At 57.8% G+C, this 22,274-nt stretch carries 21 protein-coding genes; 11 read left to right on the top strand and 10 right to left on the bottom strand.

Features of this window, described 5'->3' with window-relative positions; translation table 11 throughout:
* A complete protein-coding gene (gene ccoS, locus VHE34_RS02925) occupies positions 1-177 on the bottom strand; it encodes a cbb3-type cytochrome oxidase assembly protein CcoS (RefSeq protein ID WP_325584401.1) in 177 nt (58 codons plus the stop codon).
* 44 nt (positions 178-221) lie between these two features.
* Entirely contained in the window at positions 222-2,654 is a 2,433-nt protein-coding gene (locus tag VHE34_RS02920) for a heavy metal translocating P-type ATPase (RefSeq protein ID WP_325584399.1), read from the bottom strand.
* Between the two features lie 116 nt (positions 2,655-2,770).
* Between VHE34_RS02920 and VHE34_RS02915 the strand changes: the two genes are divergently transcribed.
* Entirely contained in the window at positions 2,771-3,832 is a 1,062-nt protein-coding gene (locus tag VHE34_RS02915; RefSeq protein ID WP_325584397.1) for a response regulator, read from the top strand.
* Here VHE34_RS02915 and VHE34_RS02910 read toward each other — a convergent pair.
* The gene (locus tag VHE34_RS02910; RefSeq protein ID WP_325584395.1) at positions 3,829-4,059 is read right to left on the bottom strand and encodes a BON domain-containing protein; all 231 of its coding nucleotides are present in this window, start codon (positions 4,057-4,059) and stop codon (positions 3,829-3,831) included. The two genes, VHE34_RS02915 and VHE34_RS02910, sit on opposite strands and share 4 nt — an antisense overlap.
* Positions 4,060-4,196: 137 nt before the next feature.
* Between VHE34_RS02910 and VHE34_RS02905 the strand changes: the two genes are divergently transcribed.
* The 5 genes from VHE34_RS02905 to VHE34_RS02885 are packed head-to-tail and all read left to right on the top strand — an operon-like array spanning position 4,197 to position 8,022.
* Positions 4,197-4,712 (top strand): AAA family ATPase, encoded by a 516-nt coding sequence (locus VHE34_RS02905; protein WP_325584393.1) that lies wholly within the window; start codon positions 4,197-4,199, stop codon positions 4,710-4,712.
* Positions 4,690-5,766, top strand: a complete 1,077-nt coding sequence (locus VHE34_RS02900) for a phosphotransferase (protein ID WP_325584391.1) — start codon at positions 4,690-4,692, stop codon at positions 5,764-5,766. Before VHE34_RS02905 ends, VHE34_RS02900 begins: the two co-directional genes overlap by 23 nt.
* 16 nt (positions 5,767-5,782) lie before the next feature.
* Positions 5,783-6,601 carry a universal stress protein gene (locus VHE34_RS02895; protein ID WP_325584389.1) on the top strand — a complete coding sequence of 273 codons (819 nt, stop codon included), beginning with the start codon at positions 5,783-5,785 and terminating at the stop codon, positions 6,599-6,601.
* Between the two features lie 24 nt (positions 6,602-6,625).
* Positions 6,626-7,468, top strand: coding sequence for a universal stress protein (locus VHE34_RS02890; protein ID WP_325584387.1), 843 nt, complete (start codon positions 6,626-6,628; stop codon positions 7,466-7,468).
* The gene (locus VHE34_RS02885) at positions 7,465-8,022 is read left to right on the top strand and encodes an HdeD family acid-resistance protein (protein WP_325584385.1); all 558 of its coding nucleotides are present in this window, start codon (positions 7,465-7,467) and stop codon (positions 8,020-8,022) included. The genes VHE34_RS02890 and VHE34_RS02885 overlap by 4 nt, the downstream gene beginning before the upstream one ends.
* Here VHE34_RS02885 and VHE34_RS02880 read toward each other — a convergent pair.
* Positions 7,978-8,685 (bottom strand): dienelactone hydrolase family protein, encoded by a 708-nt coding sequence (locus tag VHE34_RS02880; protein WP_325584383.1) that lies wholly within the window; start codon positions 8,683-8,685, stop codon positions 7,978-7,980. The two genes, VHE34_RS02885 and VHE34_RS02880, sit on opposite strands and share 45 nt — an antisense overlap.
* A gap of 126 nt (positions 8,686-8,811) precedes the next feature.
* Between VHE34_RS02880 and VHE34_RS02875 the strand changes: the two genes are divergently transcribed.
* Complete coding sequence (locus VHE34_RS02875; RefSeq protein WP_325584380.1) at positions 8,812-9,291, top strand: pyridoxamine 5'-phosphate oxidase family protein; 480 nt, start codon at positions 8,812-8,814, stop codon at positions 9,289-9,291.
* Here VHE34_RS02875 and VHE34_RS02870 read toward each other — a convergent pair.
* Positions 9,281-10,039 (bottom strand): patatin-like phospholipase family protein, encoded by a 759-nt coding sequence (locus VHE34_RS02870; protein ID WP_325584378.1) that lies wholly within the window; start codon positions 10,037-10,039, stop codon positions 9,281-9,283. The genes VHE34_RS02875 and VHE34_RS02870 overlap by 11 nt on opposite strands.
* 144 nt (positions 10,040-10,183) lie before the next feature.
* Here VHE34_RS02870 and VHE34_RS02865 point away from each other — a divergent pair, with 144 nt between their 5' ends.
* On the top strand, positions 10,184-11,173 hold the full coding sequence (locus tag VHE34_RS02865) for a hypothetical protein (protein ID WP_325584376.1): 990 nt from the start codon (positions 10,184-10,186) through the stop codon (positions 11,171-11,173).
* Positions 11,174-11,212: 39 nt separating this feature from the next.
* Positions 11,213-12,763, top strand: a complete 1,551-nt coding sequence (locus tag VHE34_RS02860) for a PAS domain-containing sensor histidine kinase (protein WP_325584374.1) — start codon at positions 11,213-11,215, stop codon at positions 12,761-12,763.
* Between the two features lie 60 nt (positions 12,764-12,823).
* Here VHE34_RS02860 and VHE34_RS02855 read toward each other — a convergent pair whose 3' ends face one another.
* The 3 genes from VHE34_RS02855 to VHE34_RS02845 all read right to left on the bottom strand — a co-directional run bounded on the left by VHE34_RS02855 (position 12,824) and on the right by VHE34_RS02845 (position 16,470).
* Positions 12,824-13,492, bottom strand: coding sequence for a BON domain-containing protein (locus tag VHE34_RS02855; RefSeq protein ID WP_325584372.1), 669 nt, complete (start codon positions 13,490-13,492; stop codon positions 12,824-12,826).
* A 91-nt stretch (positions 13,493-13,583) separates the two neighbouring features.
* A complete protein-coding gene (locus tag VHE34_RS02850) occupies positions 13,584-15,257 on the bottom strand; it encodes a sensor histidine kinase (protein WP_325584370.1) in 1,674 nt (557 codons plus the stop codon).
* A 112-nt stretch (positions 15,258-15,369) separates the two neighbouring features.
* Positions 15,370-16,470, bottom strand: a complete 1,101-nt coding sequence (locus VHE34_RS02845; RefSeq protein ID WP_325584368.1) for a hypothetical protein — start codon at positions 16,468-16,470, stop codon at positions 15,370-15,372.
* Between the two features lie 114 nt (positions 16,471-16,584).
* On the opposite strand from VHE34_RS02845, the gene VHE34_RS02840 reads away from it, so the two are divergent.
* Both VHE34_RS02840 and VHE34_RS02835 read left to right on the top strand, forming a co-directional pair.
* A complete protein-coding gene (locus VHE34_RS02840) occupies positions 16,585-17,709 on the top strand; it encodes a site-2 protease family protein (protein WP_325584366.1) in 1,125 nt (374 codons plus the stop codon).
* Positions 17,710-17,770: 61 nt separating this feature from the next.
* Entirely contained in the window at positions 17,771-18,601 is an 831-nt protein-coding gene (locus VHE34_RS02835; RefSeq protein ID WP_325584364.1) for a universal stress protein, read from the top strand.
* Between the two features lies 1 nt (position 18,602).
* Here VHE34_RS02835 and polX read toward each other — a convergent pair whose 3' ends face one another.
* On the bottom strand, positions 18,603-20,405 hold the full coding sequence (gene polX, locus VHE34_RS02830; RefSeq protein ID WP_325584362.1) for a DNA polymerase/3'-5' exonuclease PolX: 1,803 nt from the start codon (positions 20,403-20,405) through the stop codon (positions 18,603-18,605).
* Between the two features lie 17 nt (positions 20,406-20,422).
* Positions 20,423-22,174, bottom strand: a complete 1,752-nt coding sequence (locus tag VHE34_RS02825; RefSeq protein ID WP_325584360.1) for an adenosylcobalamin-dependent ribonucleoside-diphosphate reductase — start codon at positions 22,172-22,174, stop codon at positions 20,423-20,425.
* Positions 22,175-22,274: the final 100 nt, after the last annotated feature.

The following is a 22,274-nucleotide window of genomic DNA, read 5'->3' as shown; positions in this document are numbered from 1 at the left end:
TCAATTCAGGTTTTCGGGATGATGTATATCGATGATATTCGTGTCGTCGAAGAGAATGCGCTGGGGTGGTGCATAGTTGTCGTCGAACTGATGGTGTTTGACGCCCCAGAGGAAGGCGCCGAGGAAGATCGCGGCGACCGAGATACTGGCGATGAGCAGGATGATAATGACGTTCATGGGGTAAAAATATTTGACCGGTGATGATTGGGGGATGAGCGTCGTCAATCCGCAGGCTGATCTTGCTCAACCGGCATTCGCATTGCCCTCTTCGCCAGAAAGTTGCTGCTGCCATAGGTGATCAGCAAGATGGAAAGGGTGCTTGCGGGCATGAGGATGGCGGCCAGCAAGGGGGAGAGGGCGGCGTGGACGGCGAACCAGAGGCCGACGGCATTATATATGATGGAGAGTGCGAAGCTGGCCACGATGATGCGCCGGCCGGCGCGACAGAGGCGGATAAAGGCGGGAAGTTTTTGCAGGCTTTCCGCCTTCAGGATCGCGTCGCTGGCCGGGGTAAAGTTGTTGGAATCGGCGCTGACGGCGATGCCTGTGTCGCTTTGTTTGAGGGCGCCGGCGTCGTTGAGGCCGTCGCCGATCATCATGATGTTGCCCCCCTGTTTCTGGAGGCAGGAGATATACCGGCATTTGTCGAGGGGAGACTGTGTGAACAACATGGGAATATCGATACCGAGCAGGTTTCGGAGACGGTCCGCCTCGCGTGCGCTGTCGCCGCTGAGCACGGAAAGGTGTAGCCGCGGATCGAGCCGGCTGAGCATGGTCCTGAGGCCTTCGCGGTAGTGGCTGGAGATGGTAAAGGAGCCGAGGACCTTGTGGTTGCAGGCGACGAAGACGCGGGAGCCGGGGAGGTCGTGTTCGGCGGTCTGGGCCTCTACGAAAGCGGCCGAGCCGATGGTGTAATGGTTACCGTCGACATATCCTTCGATGCCTTTGCCGGGGTATTCCCAGAAGTCGTGGAGGGTCAGGGAGGCGGTGGGCGGGCAGAATTTACCGGCGAGGGCCTTACTGAGCGGGTGTGCGGACTGAGCGGTGAGCAGGGCGATGGCTTGTTCCTGCCGGTTGGTGAGCGGGGCGCCGGAGTAGGCGAGCACGGGAGTGTTGGTATCGGTAAGGGTGCCGGTTTTGTCAAAAACGATATGTGTGGCCCTGGCGATGTCCTCGAGTACGCCGGCGTTGCGGAGGTAGAGCCCGTTGCGGCCGAGGATGCGGAGGAGGTTGCCGTTGGTGAAGGTGCTGGAGAGCAGCAGCGCGCAGGGGCAGGCCACGATCAGCACCGCGGTGACCGCCTTCCAGGTGTTTGCCGGGTTATGGATCTGCCAGTAGGTGGCGGCGGCGGCGGCGATGAGGAAAACGATGAGCGTGAAGTTGCGGCTGAGGGCATTGACGAAGGAGGGCGCGGGGGCTTCGGGGGTGGATTGGCGATTCCAGAGTTGGGTCAGGTAGGATTGAGCCACTTCTTTGACCACGAGCAGTTCGATGGCGCCGCCCGTCTGCCGGCCGCCGGCGTACACCAATTCGCCTACGGATCTTGTCACGGGGATGGATTCGCCGGTGACGAAGCTGTAGTCGATGAAGGCGCGGCCGCGGGTGAGGATGCCGTCGGCGGGGATGAGTTCGCCGTTGTGGATGCGCAGGGTATCGCCGCAGCGGATATCGGGGAGGGATCGGATGACAGGTTCCGACTGGGATTGAAGGACGGTGACGGCGACGGGAAAGTAGGAGGTGTAGTCGCGGTCGAAAGAGAGTTGACGGTAAGTTCGATCCTGGAGGACGCGGCCGGCGAGCATGAAGAAGACGATGCCGCTCATCGAGTCGAAGTAGCCGGAGCCCGAGCCGGAGAGAACGTCCCAGGCGCTGCGGGCGAAGGTGACGAGGATCGCCAGGACGATGGGCGCGTCGATGTTGAGATATTTATTCGAGAGGCCTTTCCAGGCGGAGGAATAGAAGGGTTGGGCGCAATAGAAGAACACCGGCAGGGACAGAAGGAGGGACAGGTAGCGAAAGGCCTGCTGCAGGGTGGCGTCGGCGGCGTTCAGACCGAGATATTCGGGGAAGCAGAGGAGCATGATATTGCCGAAGCAGAAGCCGGCGACCCCGAGGCGGTAGATGAGGCGGCGGTCGACACCCGGGCCGGGGTTGCCGAGATCGTGAAGGCTGATATAGGGTTCGTAGCCCAGGCTGGTGAGGAGTTCGGCTACCTGGCGAAGGGAAATGCGCTTAGGGTCGAAGACGATGGCAATCTCTTTGGCGCCGAAGTCGATCCGGGAGGATTGGATGGCCGGGTCGAGGCGGCGGAGGTTTTCGAGCAGGTAGAGGCAGCTGCTGCAATGGATGGCGGGGAGGTAGAAGCCGACATGGGTTTCGTTTTCGCTTTGGAACCGAATGAGGCCGGCGGCTATCTTTTCGTCGTCCAGGAAGGCGAATTTGTCCTTGCGAACCGGGTGGCGGAGGCTTTGGCCGGGGTGGGCGTTGAGGTCATAGTACTGGCAGAGGCCGTTGTGATCCAGGAGCTGCCAGACCATGCGGCAGCCTTCGCAGCAGAAGGGTTTGTCTTCGAGGGTGATGGTATTCGTGGGGCAGGGGTCCCCGCAATGCGTGCAGCGGAGCGCCGTTTTGGGCTTGTCGGTTGCTGTGGACATGGGCGCCAAGGTAATCGGGCAACCGATTTTGCTAAATGATCCTGGTCAGGGCCGGTATTGATCTTTCTCAGTTGGACAATTATTCTCAATTCCGTAGTATTGTAAAAAAACTTAGCATGCGCAGACTGCTTGTTATCGACGACCATGATGATATCCGGGAGAATATTGCCGAGATCCTAACGCTGGCCGGCTATGAAGTGTTCACGGCCGAGAACGGGAGGCGGGGCGTCGAGGTAGCCCTGAAAGAGCGGCCCGAGCTTATTGTCTGCGACATCATGATGCCGGAGCTGGACGGGTATGGGGTGCTGCACCTGTTACGGAAGAATGACGCCACTTTGAATACTCCTTTTATCTTTCTTACCGCCAAGACCGAGCGGATGGATTTCCGAAAGGGGATGGAGATGGGGGCGGACGACTATATCACCAAGCCGTTCGACGATATAGAGCTGTTGAACGCCATCGAGATCCGGCTGAAGAAATACGACGTGTTGCAGCACAAGTATGCGGCAGACCTGAAAGGCGCGGGGGAGTTGATCAGCGATCTCAGCTCGAGCGGGATGCTGAACCTGGATCCCAATAATTACGAAACGGCGGAGTTGGGCAAGAAGCAGAACGTCTACCAGGAAGGCCGGCGGCCGAAGTATGTTTACTACCTGGTGAAGGGGAAGGTCAAGGCCTTCCGGATCCATGAGGATGGGAAGGAATATATCACCAATTTATACGCCGCGGGAGATTATATCGGGTATCTGCCGGTGCTGGAAAATAACGCGTACGAGGATACGGCGGTGGTGTTGGAAGATGCGGAGCTGGCGCAGATCCCGAAGGACGAGTTCTTACAGGCGTTGTACCAGGATCTGCGGGTGGCGACGAAGTTCATCCGGCTGATCGCGCAGAATGTGCAGGAGAAGGAGGAGCGGCTGTTGCAGCTGGCCTATGGGTCTTTGCGGAAGCGGGTGGCGAAGGCGTTGATCGATATTCATCAAAAATATTCCGGTGGCGAGGGCAAGGCGGCTGCGGCATTGGATATCTCGCGCGAGGATATTGCACAGTATGTCGGTACGGCGACGGAATCCCTGATCCGTACGCTCAGCGACTTCAAGTCGGAGAAGCTGGTTGACATCAAGGATGGCAAGATACGGATCGCCGACATGGCCAAGCTCGAGCATTTGCTTTATTAGGCGGCGCGGGGGCCGGTCCTGATATTGAGCAGGTTGTCGAGACGCCGTACGTCCGGGAGGCAACGCACCATTTTTTCAACATCCTGCCGTTGGAAATCCCAGTTTACGGTCCCTTCGAGCGTCACGATGCCATCTTCCACCTTTACTTTGATCTTCGATTCATCTACGGCCACGTGCCACTTGAGAATTTTGGCGACGAAAGCGGCCAGTTCGATATCTGTTCTCATATAAGGAATATTTATTGCAAGTGATATAAAGGTAGGCCCGGCGGTGTCTGCCGGGAAGGACAAGCATCAGGCGGAGGGATGAGGTTTGTCACCCCGGCGTTTTAACCAAGGGGTTAAATTGTATTAAAAATACTTATATGGTCATCCTTGTATTCGGATTGCCCGGCAGTGGGAAGACGACGCTGGCCGTTGAGCTGGCAGGGCGGTTGAAGGCTTTATATCTCGGTTCGGACCGCGTGAGGAAGGAAATGATCCGGGATATCAGCTATACGCCGGAGGAGAAATCCGCGGTATATGAACGGATGCTCGGATTGGCGAGGGAGGCGGTGGTGCGGCATGACGATGATGTCGTAGTGGACGCAACCTTTCACCGGGCAAAGGAGCGGCGAGCCTTCCGGGAGGCGGTGGGAGCGGAGACGGCGTTGTATCTTATTGAAGTGCGGGCCAAGGAGGAATTGATCCGCGAGCGGCTGGCCGTCCCAAGGAAGGACAGTGATGCCGATTTCGCGGTGTATGAGCGGATCGGGGCCGAATGGGAGGCGGAAGATGCGGAACACCTGGTGTTGTGGTCGGAGCGGGATAATCTCGAAGAAATGGTTCGCCGGGCGATGGAGTATATAAAGATCGTTTATGAACCCCTTTCCCATTCATAGTCTTTGCCGGCCGGGAGGCATCCCGGGAGAGGAGGGTGTTCCGGAGCTGGTCGAGACCCATATCTCGTGGGTGCTTGTGGGAGAGCGATCGGTGTTCAAGATCAAGAAACCTTTGCAGTATTCTTTTTTGGATTTCTCCACGTTGGAGAAGCGGCGTCATTATTGTGAGCGGGAAGTGGAATTGAACCGGAGATTGACGGAGGGCATTTATCTTGGCGTAGTTCCGGTGTGGGGGGTGGATGGTGAATGGTCGTTGGAGGAATCGAGGGGAGGTATCGTCGAGTATGCGGTGTGGATGCACAAGATGGAGCCCTCCCGACGGATGGACCTTTTGGCCAGGTGGGATCGGTTGCGGGAGTCGGAGATCGATGCCCTCGCCGAACTGCTGGGGCGTTTTCACCGGGGGGCGGAGTTGGCGGCTGAGGGGGATGTGAGGGGGGACGCGGCGGTGATGCGAGACCTGTTCAATGATCTTGGACAGGAGAAGGAGGTGTTGGGAGCGGGGCTTGGGTCCTGGGCGGCGGAGGTGATCGATCGGGCGATGTCGTTATCGGACAGGTTCCTGCGGGCCAATGGGGCGCTGTTGGCCGGGCGGAGAAAGGCCGGTCTGTACCGCGACGGGCATGGGGATCTGCATTGCCGGAATATCTTTTTGCTGGAGCGGCCGCAGGTATTCGACTGTATCGAGTTCAACGACGGGCTGCGGCAAGTGGATGTGTTGAACGATATAGCGTTCCTGTGTATGGATCTGGACAGTTTGGGATGCGCGGGTCTGGCGGAACGGTTTGTGAGCGGGTATTGCCGGGAGTTCCCGGGTGTGATGGGTGGGGATGAGCGGCGGCTATTGAACTATTATAAAGCTTACAGGGCGAATATCCGGGCGAAGATCAACAGTCTTCGCGCGAGGAGCGCCGTTTCGCAGGAGGAGAAGCGGGTGTCGCTGGAGGCTGCGGCGGGGTATCTGCGGTTGATGGATGAATATTGGAGGTTGACGGGAGTCAGCGGGCGGGATGATGGGAGTCAGCGGTTATCGGTCGGGCGGCGTGTAGTTTAGCCGAAACGATACGATCATGAAACCTATAGTAGTCCCAGTGAATTTCAGCGAGAATTCGGCTAATGCAGCCAGGTATGCAGCGGACCTGGCCCTGTCGATCGGGGCGGAGATCCAGTTGCTGTATATCTTCCAGATCCCCATGAGCATGTCCGAGGTACCGATGCCGGAAAGGGCGTTCGAGGACCTGCAGGGCAGCGGCCGGGAGATGCTGGACAATCTATCCCATGAACTTTTCAGGCGGAGCCGGGGTAAGTTGACCATCCATAGCGATATGGAAATCGGCACGGTGGAAGGACAGATCGAGAAATACTGCAAAGAGAAGGAGCCGTTACTGGTTGTGATGGGCGCCACGGGCGGGGGCCTGGAGAATGTGCTGACCGGCAGCAACAGTGTGCGAGCCGTGCGGCATCTCCCCTACCCCGTGCTGGTGGTACCGGAGGGAGTACGATTCCAGAGCATGCGGTATGTGGTGGTCGCCTGTGACCAGGAGGATCTTTCGGCCGGATTGCCGGTGGCTACACCGGTGTTACAGCTGATGGGAAATATGCCGGGTATCCGGCTGGAGGTGGTTCATGTGCTGAGGGAAGACGAGAGTGCGAGCGAGTTCACGATGGCCTATAATCATTGGAAGAGCGAGCTGACGGGTCTGCAGCCGGCGTTGCGGATCGTGCGGGCCGAGAACATCACCGAGGGGATGAGTGAATTTTTGGAGGGCTGTGGGGCGGACCTGTTGGTGGTGTTTCCGAAGAAGCACAATGTGCTGGAGTTCCACCGGAGCCAGGCCAAGCGGCTGGTGATGCATTGTGCGGTGCCGGTGATGAGTATTCACGAATAATGAGAACTGATCAACCTAAAAAATATGAAGAAGATACTGATCGCCACCGATCTGTCGCCGGCTGCGCGGAATGCGGCGGATTGGGGAGTGCGGCTGGCGAAGGCCTTCGATGCGGGAGTGATCCTTGCCAGCGCGTTTGAGCAGATGCCCATTCCCGTTACGGAGGCGCCGGTGATCCTGAATGCCGAGGACATGCGGGTGATGGTGCAGCGGGATGTGGCCAACGAGGCGGAATTGATAAAGGGCGACGGGGCGGTGCCGATCGAGGCGATGGCCTGTGAAGGATCGGCGACGCCGGCGATGCTGCGTGTTGTGCGGGCTCGTCAGGCCGACTGGATCGTCGTGGGGATGAAGGGAAGCGGGAGGGAGTTGCGGCGGGCGTTTGGGAGCACGGTAACCGGGCTTGGGAGAAAGGCGGGGGTGCCGCTGCTGATCATCCCGGAGGGGGTTCGTTTTTCGCCGCCGAAGGCCATTGCGATGGCCGTCGATGTGTATACGGAAACGGGCTTTTCGATCCCGGCGCCGGTGCGGGAGCTGGCCGAAAAGTTCCATTCGAAATTGTTCATCATCCGGCTGTTCAACAAAGGAGCGGGTGAGGTGATCGAGATATTGCACCAGACCGACGGCGGGAACCGGACGATCGGGGCCTTTTCGCCGTTGTGCGAAATGCCCGCGGGTGAATCGGTGACGGACGCGTTGAGCGAGTATATTGACGCCAGCCCGATCGACCTGTTGGTGATGAAGCCGCATCCGCGGATGGGCCCGGAGCGATGGTTCCTGCGGAGCGAGACCCGGCAAATGATCTTCAAGACCCATGTTCCAATGTTGGTGCTGCCCGGTGAACCGGCTAAAAATGATGTGTCATGAGTATGATATCCGAAGTGCGAAGCGTGGTACGTTATTGGTGGCTTTTTCTTTTGGTGGGGATGGCGTTGTTGGTGTTCAGCCTGGTTGTATTTGGTCATCCGGTGGCCAGTTATGGCAGTCTTTCTCCATATTTTGAACTTGCGTTCGTCATCAACGGACTTGCCGAGACCGGTTTTGCCCTTGGCAACCGCAGGGCTGTGCATGGGTGGGGCTGGCATCTGGCGGGAGGTTTCTTCGACCTGCTGGTTGCGGGCGTTCTTTTTTTTACGCCGGTGCTGGCGGCGGTGTCGTTGCCCTTTTTCGCCGGCTTCTGGCTTTTGTTCCGGAGCATATCGATCGCCGGCCGTTGTTTCGATCTGCCGGTGATCTGGCAGGAGAAGGTGTGGATGGCGCTGCTGGGCGTGGCCGGGCTTGTATTCTCTTTCCTGGTGTTGTATAATCCTGTTCCGGGCAATGATGGGCTTTCCCTTTGGACGGCCTGCGCGCTGTTGTCGGTCGGGCTTTTCTATCTATTCTTTGGGATCCATCTGCGGAGCTGGAAGGATGGTCGATAAGGCCGGGACGCGGTGGTTGTGGGCCGGCAATCCGAGATGGCAGTGGAACCAGGACCGGGCGAGGTCGGCGGCTTCGGCGATCGTGGATTCGTCGAAAAAGTGGGAAGCGGCCTGTACCACGGTGAGTTTTTTTTCGACCGAGAGGCTTTCCATGGCATCCCTGTTGAGCTGGAGGACGTAGCGGTCGAGGCTTCCGACGATGAACAGGACGGGGGACTGGATCTCGGGGAGAGCGTCCCTGACCAGGTCGGGGCGGGCGCTTCGACAGACAACGGCGCCGATAAGCGAATCCAGGTCCGCGGCAGCCTGCAGGGCGCAGGCGGCGCCGGTGGCCGTGCCATAGTACCCGAGGCGGTAATGTCCGAAGAGATCGCGATCGTTGATGAATTTTGTCACGTCGACCAGCCTTTTCGTCAGCAGGGAAATATTGAATTCCGCGGATGCGGCGAGTTCGGATTCATCGAGGAGATCGGGCAGCAGGGTTCCGATACCGGAATGCTGCAAGCGGGCGGCCACGGCCAGATGGAGCCGGTGGAGGCGGCTACCGGGTCCCGCGTTGGCGAAGATGACGATGGCGGTAGCCTCGCCTGGGATTACCAGATCAGCGGTGATGGTGCGTCGATGGGCTACCGGGATATGCATCTGCTGATGAAAGACGGACATGGCAATTTTTTCTTAAAGTTATTTTTCGTGCGGCGGCCGGTGTATGAAACAGATCATGCGGCCGGATGACCCTTGTCATTTTCTTCGGCGGCCCGCCGCGCTAGATTCGGTGGAAAATTCAACGACATGTTAGGAAAATTAAGCTCCCCCGAGATCGAAAAGCTGTTGCGCAAGGAGGTCGTGGGCCGGCTGGGCTGCAGCGACGGGAAACAGGTGTATGTGGTGCCGATCAGTTATCATTATGACGGCGAATATGTATATTGCCATACGCACGAGGGATTAAAGGTCGAGATCATGCGGAAACAACCGGTGGTCTGTTTCGAGGTTGACCGGCTGCAGGATATGGGCAACTGGCAGAGTGTGGTGGCGCATGGCCGGTTCGAGGAGCTGACCGATGCCCTCTTGCGACAGGAGGCGTTGCAGAAACTGCATGAGCGGATCCTGCCGGTGATCAGCAGTGAAACCACGCATTTGTCACCCGACTGGCCGTTTGCGCCGGTGGAACTGAACAAGATCGTGGGGGTGACCTTCCGGATCCGGCTGGAGGAGAAGTCGGGGAGGTTCGAGCGGAGCCAGCATATCGCCACCACGTTCTTCAGTATCTGACGGAGAGCGCCTGCAGACAATATTCATAGCCGAGCCTGAAGAGGTGGTCGGCTTTTTTTGTGTCGAACATTCCGAAGCCGGTGAGGCCGGGATGGTCGAGGAAGATGTCGCAGTGGGTGGCTTTTTGGTAGACGTCGTGGGCGATGGCCAGGTGGAAGCAGCGTTCGAGGACCTGGCTTTTGTGGGGAGCGGGGTCAGGGGGAAGGTGGTCGGTGAGCCGGTTGACGTGGGAGCCGATAATGAAATGGCCGTGGCGGAGCAAAGGTTCGACGGGGAAATTATTCAGTACGCCGCCATCGACCCATTGGCAGCCGCGGTAGAGGACGGGTTCGAAGATGATGGGGACGCAGGCGGAGGCCAGGAGGGGTTCGAGCAGGGGGCCGGAGGAAATTATCTCCGAGCGACCGGTGGTGAGGTTGGTGGCGGCGACATAGAGGGGAACGGGCAGATCTTCGAAATTCTTTGCCGGGAGCCAGGTTTCAAGAGTAGAACGCATAGCGCGCATATCGAAGAGGCCGGGCCGGCCGAAGAGGAGGTGGAAGACCCCGAAATAGGCTGAGTCCTGGAAGAGGTCCTTTATTTTTTCCGGCGACAGGCCGGAGGCGTACAGTGCGGCGATGAGGGCGCCGGCGCTGGACCCTGCGAGGGCGGCGGGGTGGAAGTCCTGTTCTTCGAGGGCGCGAAGGACGCCCAGATGAGCGATGGCGCGGGCCCCGCCGCCGGATAGAACGATGCCTGCCTTCTGCATATTCCAATTTTTTACCGAAGATAACCGGGGGTCCGGCCTTTGGCGATGATCACGATCAGCCTTTTTACTGACAGCCCTCATGGGAATTGGGGTGGCCGGACCGATATCTTTGAAGCTAAACGGTAAACTATGCAAATTTCCGATATGCCCTCCAGGATCCTGCCGCAGGCGATGGCGGCGGTGAGGAAGCCCAGCGTTGCGCTGGTGTTGCCCTATAATCCCAAGATGACCCCACGGGCCGAGCTGGAAGCGCGGTTGAAGGGGGCGCTGGCCGCGGCCGAGAAAAAGCTGTTCAAAGCGCACCCGGCTGAGACGGCGATGCCGGTCGTCCGGAATCTGCAGCAGTTGGTGCGGGGGCTGAACTCGTCGACCCATAAAGTCGGTGTTGCCCTTTTCGTTTCGGAGGAGGTTTCGAAGGTGATCTATCTGGATTACGAGGTCGAGGAGCGGGTGCTGGTGGATGAGCCTTTCCTGGTGCGGGATCTTGCCGATTGCAAGGCCGGTTCGCGGGATTTCCTGGTGCTGTTACTGAGCGCAAAGGAGTCAAGAATGTATTGGAGCAATGGGAGCCGGCTGAAGCTGATCAAGACCAACGGTTCGCAGAACGTATATGTGGAGGATCGGGAGGTCATGTTGAATAAGTTCCTTCATTTTATGGACCAGGGATTGGGAGCGGTGCTGAAAGTGTATCCCCTGCCTGTCTTTGTCGTTGCGATCGAGCGGGTAGCCGGTCATTTTGCCCGGGTGACCCATTACCCTCACCACATTGCCGGAGTTGTCCAGAAGGAAGGCATCGGTGTAAGCGAAGCGGAGTTGATGGCCCTGCTGGCGCCGCAGCTGGCCGATTGGGAGGCGATGAGGACGCGTTTGTTGCTGCAACAAATGGAGAAGGCGGCCCAGGCCGGGAAGCTGGTTTGCGGCGTCCATGAGGTGCGGAAGGCGGCGGGGTGCCGGAACTCGCGGTTGATCATTGTCGAGAGGCAGGCGCCGGGCGGCGATCATCCGGACTTCTATGCGGACGGCGAGATCGACGGGCTTATCGAGAAGGTGCTGGAGAACGGCGGGTCGGTGGAAAAATTGGATAAGGAACTGTTGCTCCCCTACGGTCCGGTTGCGGTGATCAAGTATTATTAAAAGGATAGTCGTACATTTAAAAAAACTATCCCAAGGCTGATGTTTAAAGAAAAGTCCGGTCATATACTTCTGTTCTGTTCTATTGTTACGATCGGCACGGCGGTGCTGCAATATCTGAACCCTCAATACAGCCTGATCGATGGCGGGTTGATCGGCGCCATTCTCCTTACTATTCTGGTGCCCCGGGACCGGGACACCTGGCTGTTCGGATGGATCAGTGCATTACTGATCATCCTGGCTTCCTTCTATCCACATGACAATATGGACCGGCAGCAGGTGATACTGCAGCATGCCTTTTCGTTGCTGATCGTGATCATGGCGACCCTTTTCGTGTTGTACGTAAAAAGGCTCTACCGGAATATCGAGTCGGAGCAGCACCAGGTGACGGCGTTGTTCGAGCATGCGACGGAGGGCATCATTCTTACGGATGACAAGGGGAAGATCATTTTGCTCAACCCGGCCGCTTACCGGCTTTTCGAATACGACCGGGAGGATCTTCCCGGGCAGACGATCGACGTGCTGATCCCGCAGCGCTTCCACGGGCGGCATGTGAAGGACAGGGAGGGATTCTATCAGCATCCCGGGAACCGGACGATGGGGCATGGGAGAGATCTTTTTGCCCGGAAGAAGGACGGGACGGAATTCCCGGTGGAGGTGAGCCTGAGCTATTACCGGCAGAAGCAGAAATTGTATGTCATTGCTTTTATTGTGGACATTACGCAGCGGAAACAGTCGGAAATGGAGTTGATCCACCGGCAGCGGCAGCTGGAGCATATCACGGAAGATGTTCGAAAGCTCAACACGGGGCTGGAGGCGAAGGTGGAGCAGCGAACGTTGATATTGCGGGAGGCACTGAACGAGCTGGAGCGTAGCCAGACGGAGCTGAGTGACGCGTTGAGCAAGGAAAAGGAGTTGAATGAGATCAAGTCGAGGTTCGTGTCGATGGCTTCGCATGAGTTCCGGACCCCGTTGAGTACGGTCCTGTCTTCGGCGGCGTTGCTTTCGCGATATACCAAGACGGAGGAGCAGGATAACCGGGACAAGCATATCAAGCGGATCAGGGACGCGGTGAAGCACCTGAACACGCTGTTGGAGGATTTCCTTTCATTGGGCAAGCTGGAGGAGGGGAAGGTGAAGCCGGAGCCTGCGGAGTTCGTCGTACGCGAGTTCCTGGAGGAGGTGGTGGAGGAGATGCGGCCGCTGGCGAAGGCGGGGCAGTCCATTGCTTTTTCGTTGGAGGGGGGAGATGGGTTCGTGAGTGATAAGCGGCTATTGAAGAATATCCTGATCAACCTGTTGAGCAATGCGGTGAAGTTCTCGCCGGAGGGTTCGGAGATCCGGCTGGACGCCCGTGCTGCAGCGGAGGCTACCCTTGTCCTTGTCGTGAGGGACCGGGGCATCGGTATTTCGGCGGAAGATCAGCAGCATTTGTTCAGCAGCTTTTTCCGGGGTGGAAATGCCTTGAATATCGAGGGAACGGGGCTTGGATTGCATATTGTCAGGCGGTATGTCGAATTGTTGGGGGGGACGATCCGGCTGGAGAGCGAGCTTGGGGATGGGACGAGTGTTACGGTGGAGATACCGAGGTGAATAGGAAAAGGCGCCTTGCGGCGCCCTTCCGACTATACCTGCATCCGTTCGACTGGACAACTAGAAAGAAAATTCCGGGATGGCTATTTCAAGCCGGTTCTCGACGGAGGTGATACCGCGGCCCGACCAGGCGGCCAGTTCGGCGTCGTCTTTTTCGGCGAGGGAGCGGACGGTGCCGGTGAGGATCGCTTTGCTGCCGGTTACGGTGACGGCGATCTTATCGGAGTCTACCGTTGCGCTGCGGAGGAGCGCCTGGCGAATCTTTTCCTGTAAGTCATTTGAGGTCGGTGATGGTTTTACCACGATGAAGTTGTTCACCCTGATAACCCCGATGAGGTTTTGGATGGCGTCGACGGCGTTTTGGCGTTGGAAGTTCCAGTCCACCTGGCCATCGAGAGTGACGACGCCGTCTTCGACCTTCACCTTTATCTTGTCTTCGACGACAGCGCTGTGCCAGCGGAGGGCGTTGACAACGGCTTCGGCTATTTCGGTATCGGTGCGGCGGTAGATCGGGGACACTCCTACGTTAATTTCTTCGGCAACGGCTTTTACCCCCAGGACTTTTTTGGCGGCCATTTCTGCGCCGATCTTTTTATTATAGCTGTCGACGTGTCCCGACAGCGTTACGACCCCGTCTTTGACCGCGACGCCGATGTTCTCGGCATGCAGGAAAGCTTCCCATTTGAGCTGGGCCATCACATCTTTTTGGATATCTGCGTCTGTTCTCATACAAATGAATTTAGGATGATTGATGGTTCAAAGCTAAGCATGCGGCGGGGGTGAAAAGGAGAACGGGGGTCAGGGACATGGGTGAAGTTGGTCACCGGCGAATGGTTTGGGGTTGATGTTCCCTGCGGGCCGGCAGTTGGATGGTGAAGGAGGAGCCGGCGCCGGGTTGGCTTTCCACCCGGATGGTGCCGCCCATCAGGTCGAGATATCGCTTTACGATGCTGAGGCCGAGGCCGGTGCCTGAGATGCCGGAAGTGTTGCTTGCCCTGAAAAAGCGATCGAACAGCTGTTCCTGTTCTTCCACGGGAATGCCGATGCCCTTGTCGATGACCTGGAAGCGGACGGTCTCCGCTTCGAATTGGAGCAGGAACCGGACGGGGCTTCCTTCCGGGGAATATTTGATCGCATTGCTCAGCAGGTTGTTGAGAATATTTCTGAGCAGGTGTGGATCGAGGGCTACGGGACCGGGGTCGCCCGTTATTTCGAATTCGATGTGTTGCCCTTCCTTCCTGGTCTCGTCCATATCCTGGATCGTCTCTTCCGCTATCCCGATCACATTGACGGCGGCAGGTTCGTTGTGGGTCGCTCCTTCTTCCAGTTTGGCCAGGGAGAGAAAATCATTGAGCAGCTGTTTGAGATGGTTCACATTCGACTTGATTCGATGCACATGCCGGAGCCGCTTTTCGGCCATCTCGGGCGAGTGGTATTTCTCGATGAGGTTGGTGGAGCTGAGGATCACGCTGAGCGGGGTTTTGAACTCGTGGCTGGCGAGCGCTACGAAACGGGATTTCATCGCATTGAGTTCTATTTCCCGGGCCAGGGACTTGTTGATCTCGTCCTGTGCGGCGATCTGGTCGGTGATATCGCGGGTGATCTTGATAAAGCCGGTCAGTTCTTCCTTTTCATTGCGCAAGGCCGTGTAAATGACGTCGGCGTGAAATTGGGAACCGTCCTTTCGTTTGCGGATGTCGATACATTCGTACCGGTTTTCTTTTGCGGCTTTTTGCAAATTGCGCTCCGGTTCACCGCGGGCCACTTCTTCATCGGTGTAGAAGAGGGAGAAGGGTTTGCCGATGATCTCATCTCTTGTATACCCGTTTATCTGCTCGGCTCCTTTATTCCAGCTGAGCACCCTTCCTTCGGCGTCGAGCATGATGATGGCATAGTCATTTACGTGATCGACCAGCAGCGCCAGTAAGCTTTCGGATTCTTGTTTCGCCTTTTCCACTTTGAGGCGGCGATTGAAATTGTACCAGGCGATATAGAGACCGGCCGAGAGCAGGGTGAAGACGGCGGCCAGGAGGTAGCCGATGGCGTTTTTCAGCGATCTCCGGCTCTGGCCGGAAGCGGCTTCGCGGTTTTTCAGCAGGCTGTTCTCTTCTCCCTGGAACTCGAGTAGAGCCGTCCGGATACGGTCTACGTTGGGATCGCGAAGGGTGAGGCCGCCGGTGTGAAAATCCGGCAGCGAGGCCGAGAATAGCAGCATTTTTCGGGTTCTTTCCTGTTGGAAAGCGTTGTCAGCGGTCAACTGCTGCAGGCGTAGGATGCGGTCCTGGACGAGGTTGTGGCCGATCTTCCCGGCTTCGTAGTCATGAAGAGCCGACAGGGCATCCTGATCGGCGTTCAGGACGACGATGGTGTGGTGCATCCAGTCTGTAGTATCGGTGAAGGCTTGGTTATACCGGAGGGCGATCAGAAGCAGGCCAATAACGGTACTCAGGAGCAGGATGGCTAAAACCGTATATACACTCCTTGCGGCAGGCATGGTCGGACGGAGGATTAGGCCAGGTAAAAAAAGATCGTGCCCGTGAAGGTACCGCAGGTTGACGAAGCCGCCAAATTATGACGCAGGCATTACACAATAACCCTTAGATGGGTCAATAATAGCGGATGAGGGCGACGTGCTGGCATTCTGCGAGGTCGCCGTCGTCGACAAATTCCACATCGCCGCCGTTGGCGATGACCTGGCCGATAAGGGCGTCTACGGCATCGGGGATATAGAAGGGGTTATTTTCGGCGGAATCTTCCCGGAAGATCTGGTCGGGGGTATCGCCGCGGCGGGCGGGGAAGCGGTACCCTTTTTCGACGACGAGGAGGCGGGCTTTGTTATGCCAGGCGTCGGACCAGGCGGCTGTGATGCCGGTGCTGAGCCGTTTGTCGTCGGCGGCTTTCCGGACGAGGGTGAGGATGGATTGTTTGTTCTGCCGGCGCCAGGCCTCGAGGGCGGGCTGTATCAATTGCAGCAGTTGGAATTCCTGCGTATCGATATAATTGCCATGGAGACAGGCGGCGATCTGGGGAAGATGGCCGGAGTGAGCCTTGAAGTGGCCGATCACTTTTTCGGGTCCCATCAAGAAGACGGGAAAGGGGTGGCGGGTGAGGACCTGGGAAAGTTCATCGTCCATATAATGGAGAAACTTGTCCATTACGATCTCTTTGCGTTGCCCGGGGTCGGAGAAGTTGGCGACGCGTTCGGGTTTCTCGTTGACATATGCAAAAACTTCCGTGGGAGCGGAGGCCGGCAGCCGTTCGAGGCGGTCTTCGCCGGCCAGGTAGAAGCGGCATTCCTTGTCGCTGAGCAGTAGAATCAGGTAGTTACGAAGCTGCTTGCTGTCGGCGACCAGGTCGCGGACGGCAAAGGTGTCGCCGATCGTGAGCCGTTCTTCGACGGGGGTATCGAAATACCAAAGCTTGCCGAGGTGAGCGGATGCGAAGAGGGCGATGCTTTTATGGGGGGTAGCGTAATCGAGCTGGGCTTCCAGTCTCGCGAGCTTTTCCATGACCGCGAGGGTGGTTTCGGCGGTGTAGTTGCGGAGCAATTCGTGGCGGGCATTCTCCAGTGCGATCTTAACGCGATGTTTCAGTTCGGCGTGGGAGGAGAATACCGGGTGGAAGGGCAGCAGCAGGGATACAGCCGGCGGGATGGGCACACGGCCCATGATATCTTTGTAGATGGCGGTGGAAGGATATTTTATCATGCTATGAAGGTAACGGAGCGGGGAGGGTCGGACCAATGACCCGAGTCACTTTCAACGTTGACCCTGCTCATACTATTTTCCTGCCGGGTGTGCTTTCTTTAAGAAAAAGAAACGATGAAAGGGTCAATAAAAATACTCAGCGTCCGGGGCATCCGTATTTCGGTGCACTGGACCTTTTTGTTGCTGCTTGGCTGGGTAGTCCTGCTCAATGTCGAGCAGGGTACGAATGCGGGCCGGCTGCTGTGGTCGCTATTGTTCGTCCTGGCGGTGTTTGCCTGTGTGGCCCTGCATGAGCTGGGGCATGCGATGGCGGCGGGATATTTCGGTATCCGGGCGAGGGACATCGTGCTTTTGCCGATCGGAGGGACGGCCAGCATCGAGAAATTTCCCGACAATCCGCGGCAGGAGTTGTCGATCAGTCTTGCCGGACCGGCCATGAATATCATCATTGCCTTTTTGCTTTGGTTGCTGCAGGATCCCGGCGCTCCGTTCTGGGCGCAGCCGGAGCGGGCACCGGCCTTTGGATTGGGGATGTTCGTATTTGATCTGCGAATGGTGAATGTGGGGCTGGCGGTCTTTAACCTGATCCCTGCCTTCCCGATGGATGGCGGGCGGATACTCCGGGCTTTGTTGGGTTTCCGGATGAACTATGTGCGGGCAACGACCATTGCGGCGGCGATCGGGAAGGGTATTGCATGGGTCTTTATAGCGTTGGGCATCGTCGTCATCAACCCGATCCTGCCGTTGGTCGGTGTCTTTATTTTGTTCAGCGCCGGGACGGAGGAACATTATCTCCGGTTGCGGTCGCTGGTAAAGGGAATCCGGCTGAATGAGGTGGTGATGAACGATTATGCCAGTCTGCAGGCGGATATGGAAGTCCGGGAAGCGGCGAGTATCCTGATGACGAATCACAGCAAGTATTTCATGCTCATGGAAGGGGCCAGGCCGGTGGGGTCGATCAACCGGTTGGAGGTAGTCAAGGCGCTGGCGGAGAAGCGCTATGGGGAAAAGTTGCATAGCCTTGTGAAGGGGGAGGTGAGTTTGCTGGATGGGGCGGCGACGGCGGATACGGTGCTGGAGCAGTTGGGGCGCGATGACGAGCAATTGTACCCGGTGGTGGAAGGCGGTCAATTCGAGGGAGTGGTGAGTTTGAACCATATCGTCGAGTACCTGCTTTTGCACCGGGCGGGAGAGGAGGACTATGGCAGGGTGCGGTCGCTGGCGGGTTTGTTGCATTAAGGAGCACCGCGGAAAGGAGCGGATCGTTACGGCATTTTTATCGACTAAAAAAACAGATATCATGAAACGCATTCTTGTTGCAACCGATTTTTCCGCGGCGGCCGATCGCGCGGTGGAGTATGGTGCGAAGTTGGCGGCCGCGCTCGACGCGGCCGTTACGATCCTGGCGGTGTACCAGGAGATCCCTGTGCCTGTAACAGACACGATGTCGCTGGCGGTGATCGACGCTGCGGACGCCAGGGAGCTTGTCGAGTCGGGTCTTCTTCGTCAGAAGGATCTTTTTAAGCAAGGTAAAACCCAGGCGATGAACACCCGATCGGTAAAGGGGCCTGTTGTCGCCTCTATTCTCGAGACGGCGGAAGAAGAGAACGCCGATCTCCTCGTTGTGGGAATGAAGAGCAGAGGTAAGGCGCTCCGCAGGGTTTTCGGGAGTACGGTAACCGCATTGGCCCGGAAGACCACCACACCCCTGCTTGTGGTGCCGGAGGAAGCGCGCTATCTGCCGCCTTCGGCAATCCTGCTTGGAAACGATGTCCGGCCGGATACGGATCTTCATGTCCTCGATACCCTGAGAGAGCTGGTGGCTGTGTTTTCTTCGAGGCTTTATGCGCTTCGCGTCATTCAGAAGGGAACAAAGGAGTTCATCGGCATCCTGCATCAACCGAATCCGTTGGGGAGCCTGGAAAAGACCTGGGACATAAAATACGAGTATGAGATGGGGGACGATGTAGCGGAGCATCTCAATGACTTCGGGGGAACCCACAACATCGGAATGGTGGTAATGATGGCGCGACCGCATTCCTTGCCGCAGCGATGGTTTGTGGGGAGCCATACGCATGAAATGATCTTCGAAGCGAGGATACCGTTGTTGATATTGCCAGAACGGAAATGATTCATTCGCCGTGTCTTTTTGCCGACCGGAATCGTTCGATCTCCTTCCATGGCGCCGTGTTGAGGATGTTTTCTTTTGTGCACCAGCCGCGGCGGGCCATGGAGACTCCCATGGACATGAAGTCGAACTGGTTGAGAGCGTGTGCGTCCGTGCCGATGGCGAGCCGGACGCCTTTTTCTGCCGCTTCTTTTGCGATCGTGTCGGGGATATCCAGACGTTCGGGCTGGGCATTGATCTCGAGGGCGGTGCCCGTTGTTGCCGCCTTTTGGATCAACCGGCGCCAGTCGACGGGATAGGGTTCCCTTTTACCGATGAGCCTTCCGCCGGGATGCCCGATGCAGCAAACGAGGGGGTGTTCGCAGGCTGTGATCAGTCTTTCCGTATTATCCTGGTTGAAAAGGCTGTGTATGGAGGCAACTACCCAATCGAACTGTTTCAACAGGTGGTCGGAGAGGTCGAGCGAGCCGTCCGCAAGGATATCGACTTCCACACCTTTCCTGACAAAGGGGAGGCCCAATTTAGCGTTCAGCCTGTCGATCTCGGCGAATTGCCGGGTAAATTCCTGTGGCGTCAGTCCGCGGGCCACGCGCTGGCTGGGGGAGTGGTCGGTGATAACGACATATTCGTAGGCGGGAAAGGTCTTGCGCAAGTGTCCGGCGATATCGCCGATGTCTGCGGTGCCGTCACTCCAGGTGCTGTGTACGTGCATGTCGCCGCGGATGTCCTTTATTTCGATCAGCTTTGGCAGGGGCCCTTTGCGGGCGAGGTCGATGCCGCCTTTTTCTTCCCGGAGTTCGGGCGGGATGAAGTGCATGCCGAAGAGCCGGTAAATCTCCTCTTCGGTAGCGCCTGCCAGCCGTTTATTTGTATCCGTTTCGAAAACGCCGTATTCGTTAAGCTTCCATCCCCGGGTTTTGGCCCAGGTGCGAAGGGCGATGTTATGTTCGCGGGAGCCTGTGAAGTACAACAAGGCGGAGCCGTATTCCTGTTCGGATACGAGGCGAAGGTCGATCTGTGCGTTGCTTTTTTGCAGCAGGATGCTGGCCTTCGTTTTGCCGGCGGCCAGAACCCGTTGGACGACGGGCAGGTTGGTGAACCGGCCGGTGATGGTCGTCCAGTCCTTTTTGTCCGCCGTAGCGACGATATCGATGTCGCCGATGGTTTCTTTTCTTCTGCGGAGGCTGCCGGCGAGATCGGCCTTTTTCACGCCGGGAATGGCGAGGACGGCATTGAGCATCGAGTCGCCGATCTGCATTGCGTCCCAGAGCAGCATCCGGGTCTGCCGTCCGGCGAAAAGTTGAAGGCCCTTGCGCATATTGTTTATTTTCTTTGGACCAAAGCCTTTGAGGCGCCCGATCCTTCCGGATTCGATGGCAGCGAGCATCTCTTCCTGGTTGCTGACGCCCAGCTTTTTGTGGAGGGTTTTAACGGTGGCCGGACCGAAGCCATTGATGTCCATGAGGGGCAGCAGTCCGGGAGGCACCCGTTGTTTGAGCTTTTCGAAAGCGGCGATCTGCCCGGTCTGGAGGAATTCGATGATCTTGGAGGCGATGGATACGCCGACGCCGTGCAGTTTGTCCAGGGTCTTTACGCCGGCGGCGTAAGTGGAGATATCGTCCTTGAGGCCATTGATGGTTTGGACGGCATTGTCGTAGGCGATAACGCGAAAGCGATGCCTGGCGCCGAGGTATCGGTAGCAGGAGGCCATCTGGTGGAAGATGTTTGCCAATTCCGCGTTGTGACCCGCTGACGGGTCCAGGTTTATGCCCGGGCGTAGGTCCCTGGCTTTTGTAATGGTAGCCATATTCGGGTATTGATGGGTTATTCGATGCATACTTTGCAGGCTTCGGTTGCGGAGAATGGGCCAGGGTGGAGCAGTTGGCCGGAGCGGCAGTTGTGCCGGAAGACGGTAATGCCTTTGAGGCGTTGTTCCCAGGCGGATCGATAGATCCGGGCGATGTCCTGGGGTGAAGCCGACTCGGGGAGGTTGATCGTCTTGGATACGGCGTTGTCGGTATATTGCTGGAAGACCGCCTGGTGCCTGAGGTGCCATTCGGGGGTTATTTCGAGCGCGGTCCTGAAGAGGCGGCGGGCGGCGGCCGGGAGCTGGCGGAGGTCTGTCGCCGAGCCATTGTCCGGCGCCTCGCCGATTGGGGCGCCCGTCCGCAACTGTCTTTGGTGCAGGTATTCTGCGAAGGGTGCGCTGAAGAATTCCAGTTCTTCGCCTTCGACGGCGCCCTGTCGGTGCCAGGCAAGGGCGAACAGGGGTTCGATGGAAGAGGAGACGTCCGCGATGATCGAGATGGTTCCGGTGGGGGCGATGCTGAGGCGGGTAGCGTTGCGGAGGGGCAGGCCGGCGGCATAGACGCTCTTATCCCAGTTGGGGAAGGGGCCTCTTTGAGCGGCGAGGGCCGCGGAGGCGGCGTAGCTTTCCTCCCGGAGGAATTTCATCAGACGATGGGCCAGCGCAAGCGCTTCATCGGAGTCGTAGGGGATATCCAGCAGGGCGAGCAAGTCGGCCCAACCCATGATGCCGAGGCCGATCTTCCGGTTTGAGCGTACCCTTTTGCGGATCGCATCGATGGGATGGCGGTTGCACTCGATGACGTCATCCAGGAAACGGATGGCGAAATGGATCGTCCGGCCCAGGTCCGGCCAGTCGATCGTGTTGCCGTTTTGTTCCTTTCGAATGAAACGGACGAGGTTGATCGATCCGAGGTTGCAGGCTTCGTATGGCAGCAACGGCACTTCCCCGCAAGGGTTGGTCGCGTCGATGCGTCCGAGTCCAGGGGTCGGGTTAGCGACGTTGATGGTGTCGAGGAAGAGGAGGCCGGGGTCGCCGGTGCGCCAGGCGTTGTCCGCGATGGCATCCCAAAGCCGGGAAGCGGGGACGGTCCTGACGACAGCATTCGTTGAAGGGTGTCTGAGCGGCCAGTCCTCCTTGTTTTGCAGGGCCTTCATAAAGGCGTCGGATATTCCGACGGAGAGATTGAAGCCGGAGAGGGCGCCTTCCTGTCGTTTGCAATTGATGAACTCTTCTATATCCGGGTGATCGACATCCAGGATGCCCATGTTGGCGCCTCTACGTTTGCCGCCCTGCCTGATCTCTTCGGTGGCCGCATTGAAGACCCTGATGAACGACACGGGGCCGGAGGCTGACCCGCCGGTGGCCGCGAGGAGGTCGTGCCGGGGCCGGAGACGGGAGAAATTGAATCCGGTACCGCCGCCGCTTTTTTGTATAATGGCGGCGTCCCTGAGAGTGGAGAAGATGCTTTCTATGGAGTCTTCCACCGGCAGTACGAAGCAGGCGCTAAGCTGGCCGGAGGGTGTTCCCGCGTTCATCAATGTGGGAGAATTGGGGAGGAAACGGAGACTGCTGAGCATGTCGAAGAAGACTGTTTCCCAATGGAGCCGGTCAGCCTCGTTGCCCCATGCCAACTCAGCGCGGGCAATGGCCGTTGCGACCCGCTGAAACAGCCCGTCGGGGCTTTCGATGATCCGGCCTTTTTCGTCTTTGAGCAGGTATCGGGCCTGCAATATGCTCAGTGCATTTTTTGAAAGTTTGGTTCCCATCCCTTTTTAAGAAAAGATAAGCCAACGGCGAATGGGAGGTGATGATGAACGTCAGGGACGGTCTTGATGTTGATTACGGCGGGAAGGTTAAAGGTGATCA

It is taken from the genome of Puia sp. (assembly GCF_035546395.1).
Lineage (GTDB): Bacteria > Bacteroidota > Bacteroidia > Chitinophagales > Chitinophagaceae > Puia.
Note: the sequence above shows the minus strand (reverse complement) of the source record. Positions and strands in the feature narration are given on the sequence as shown.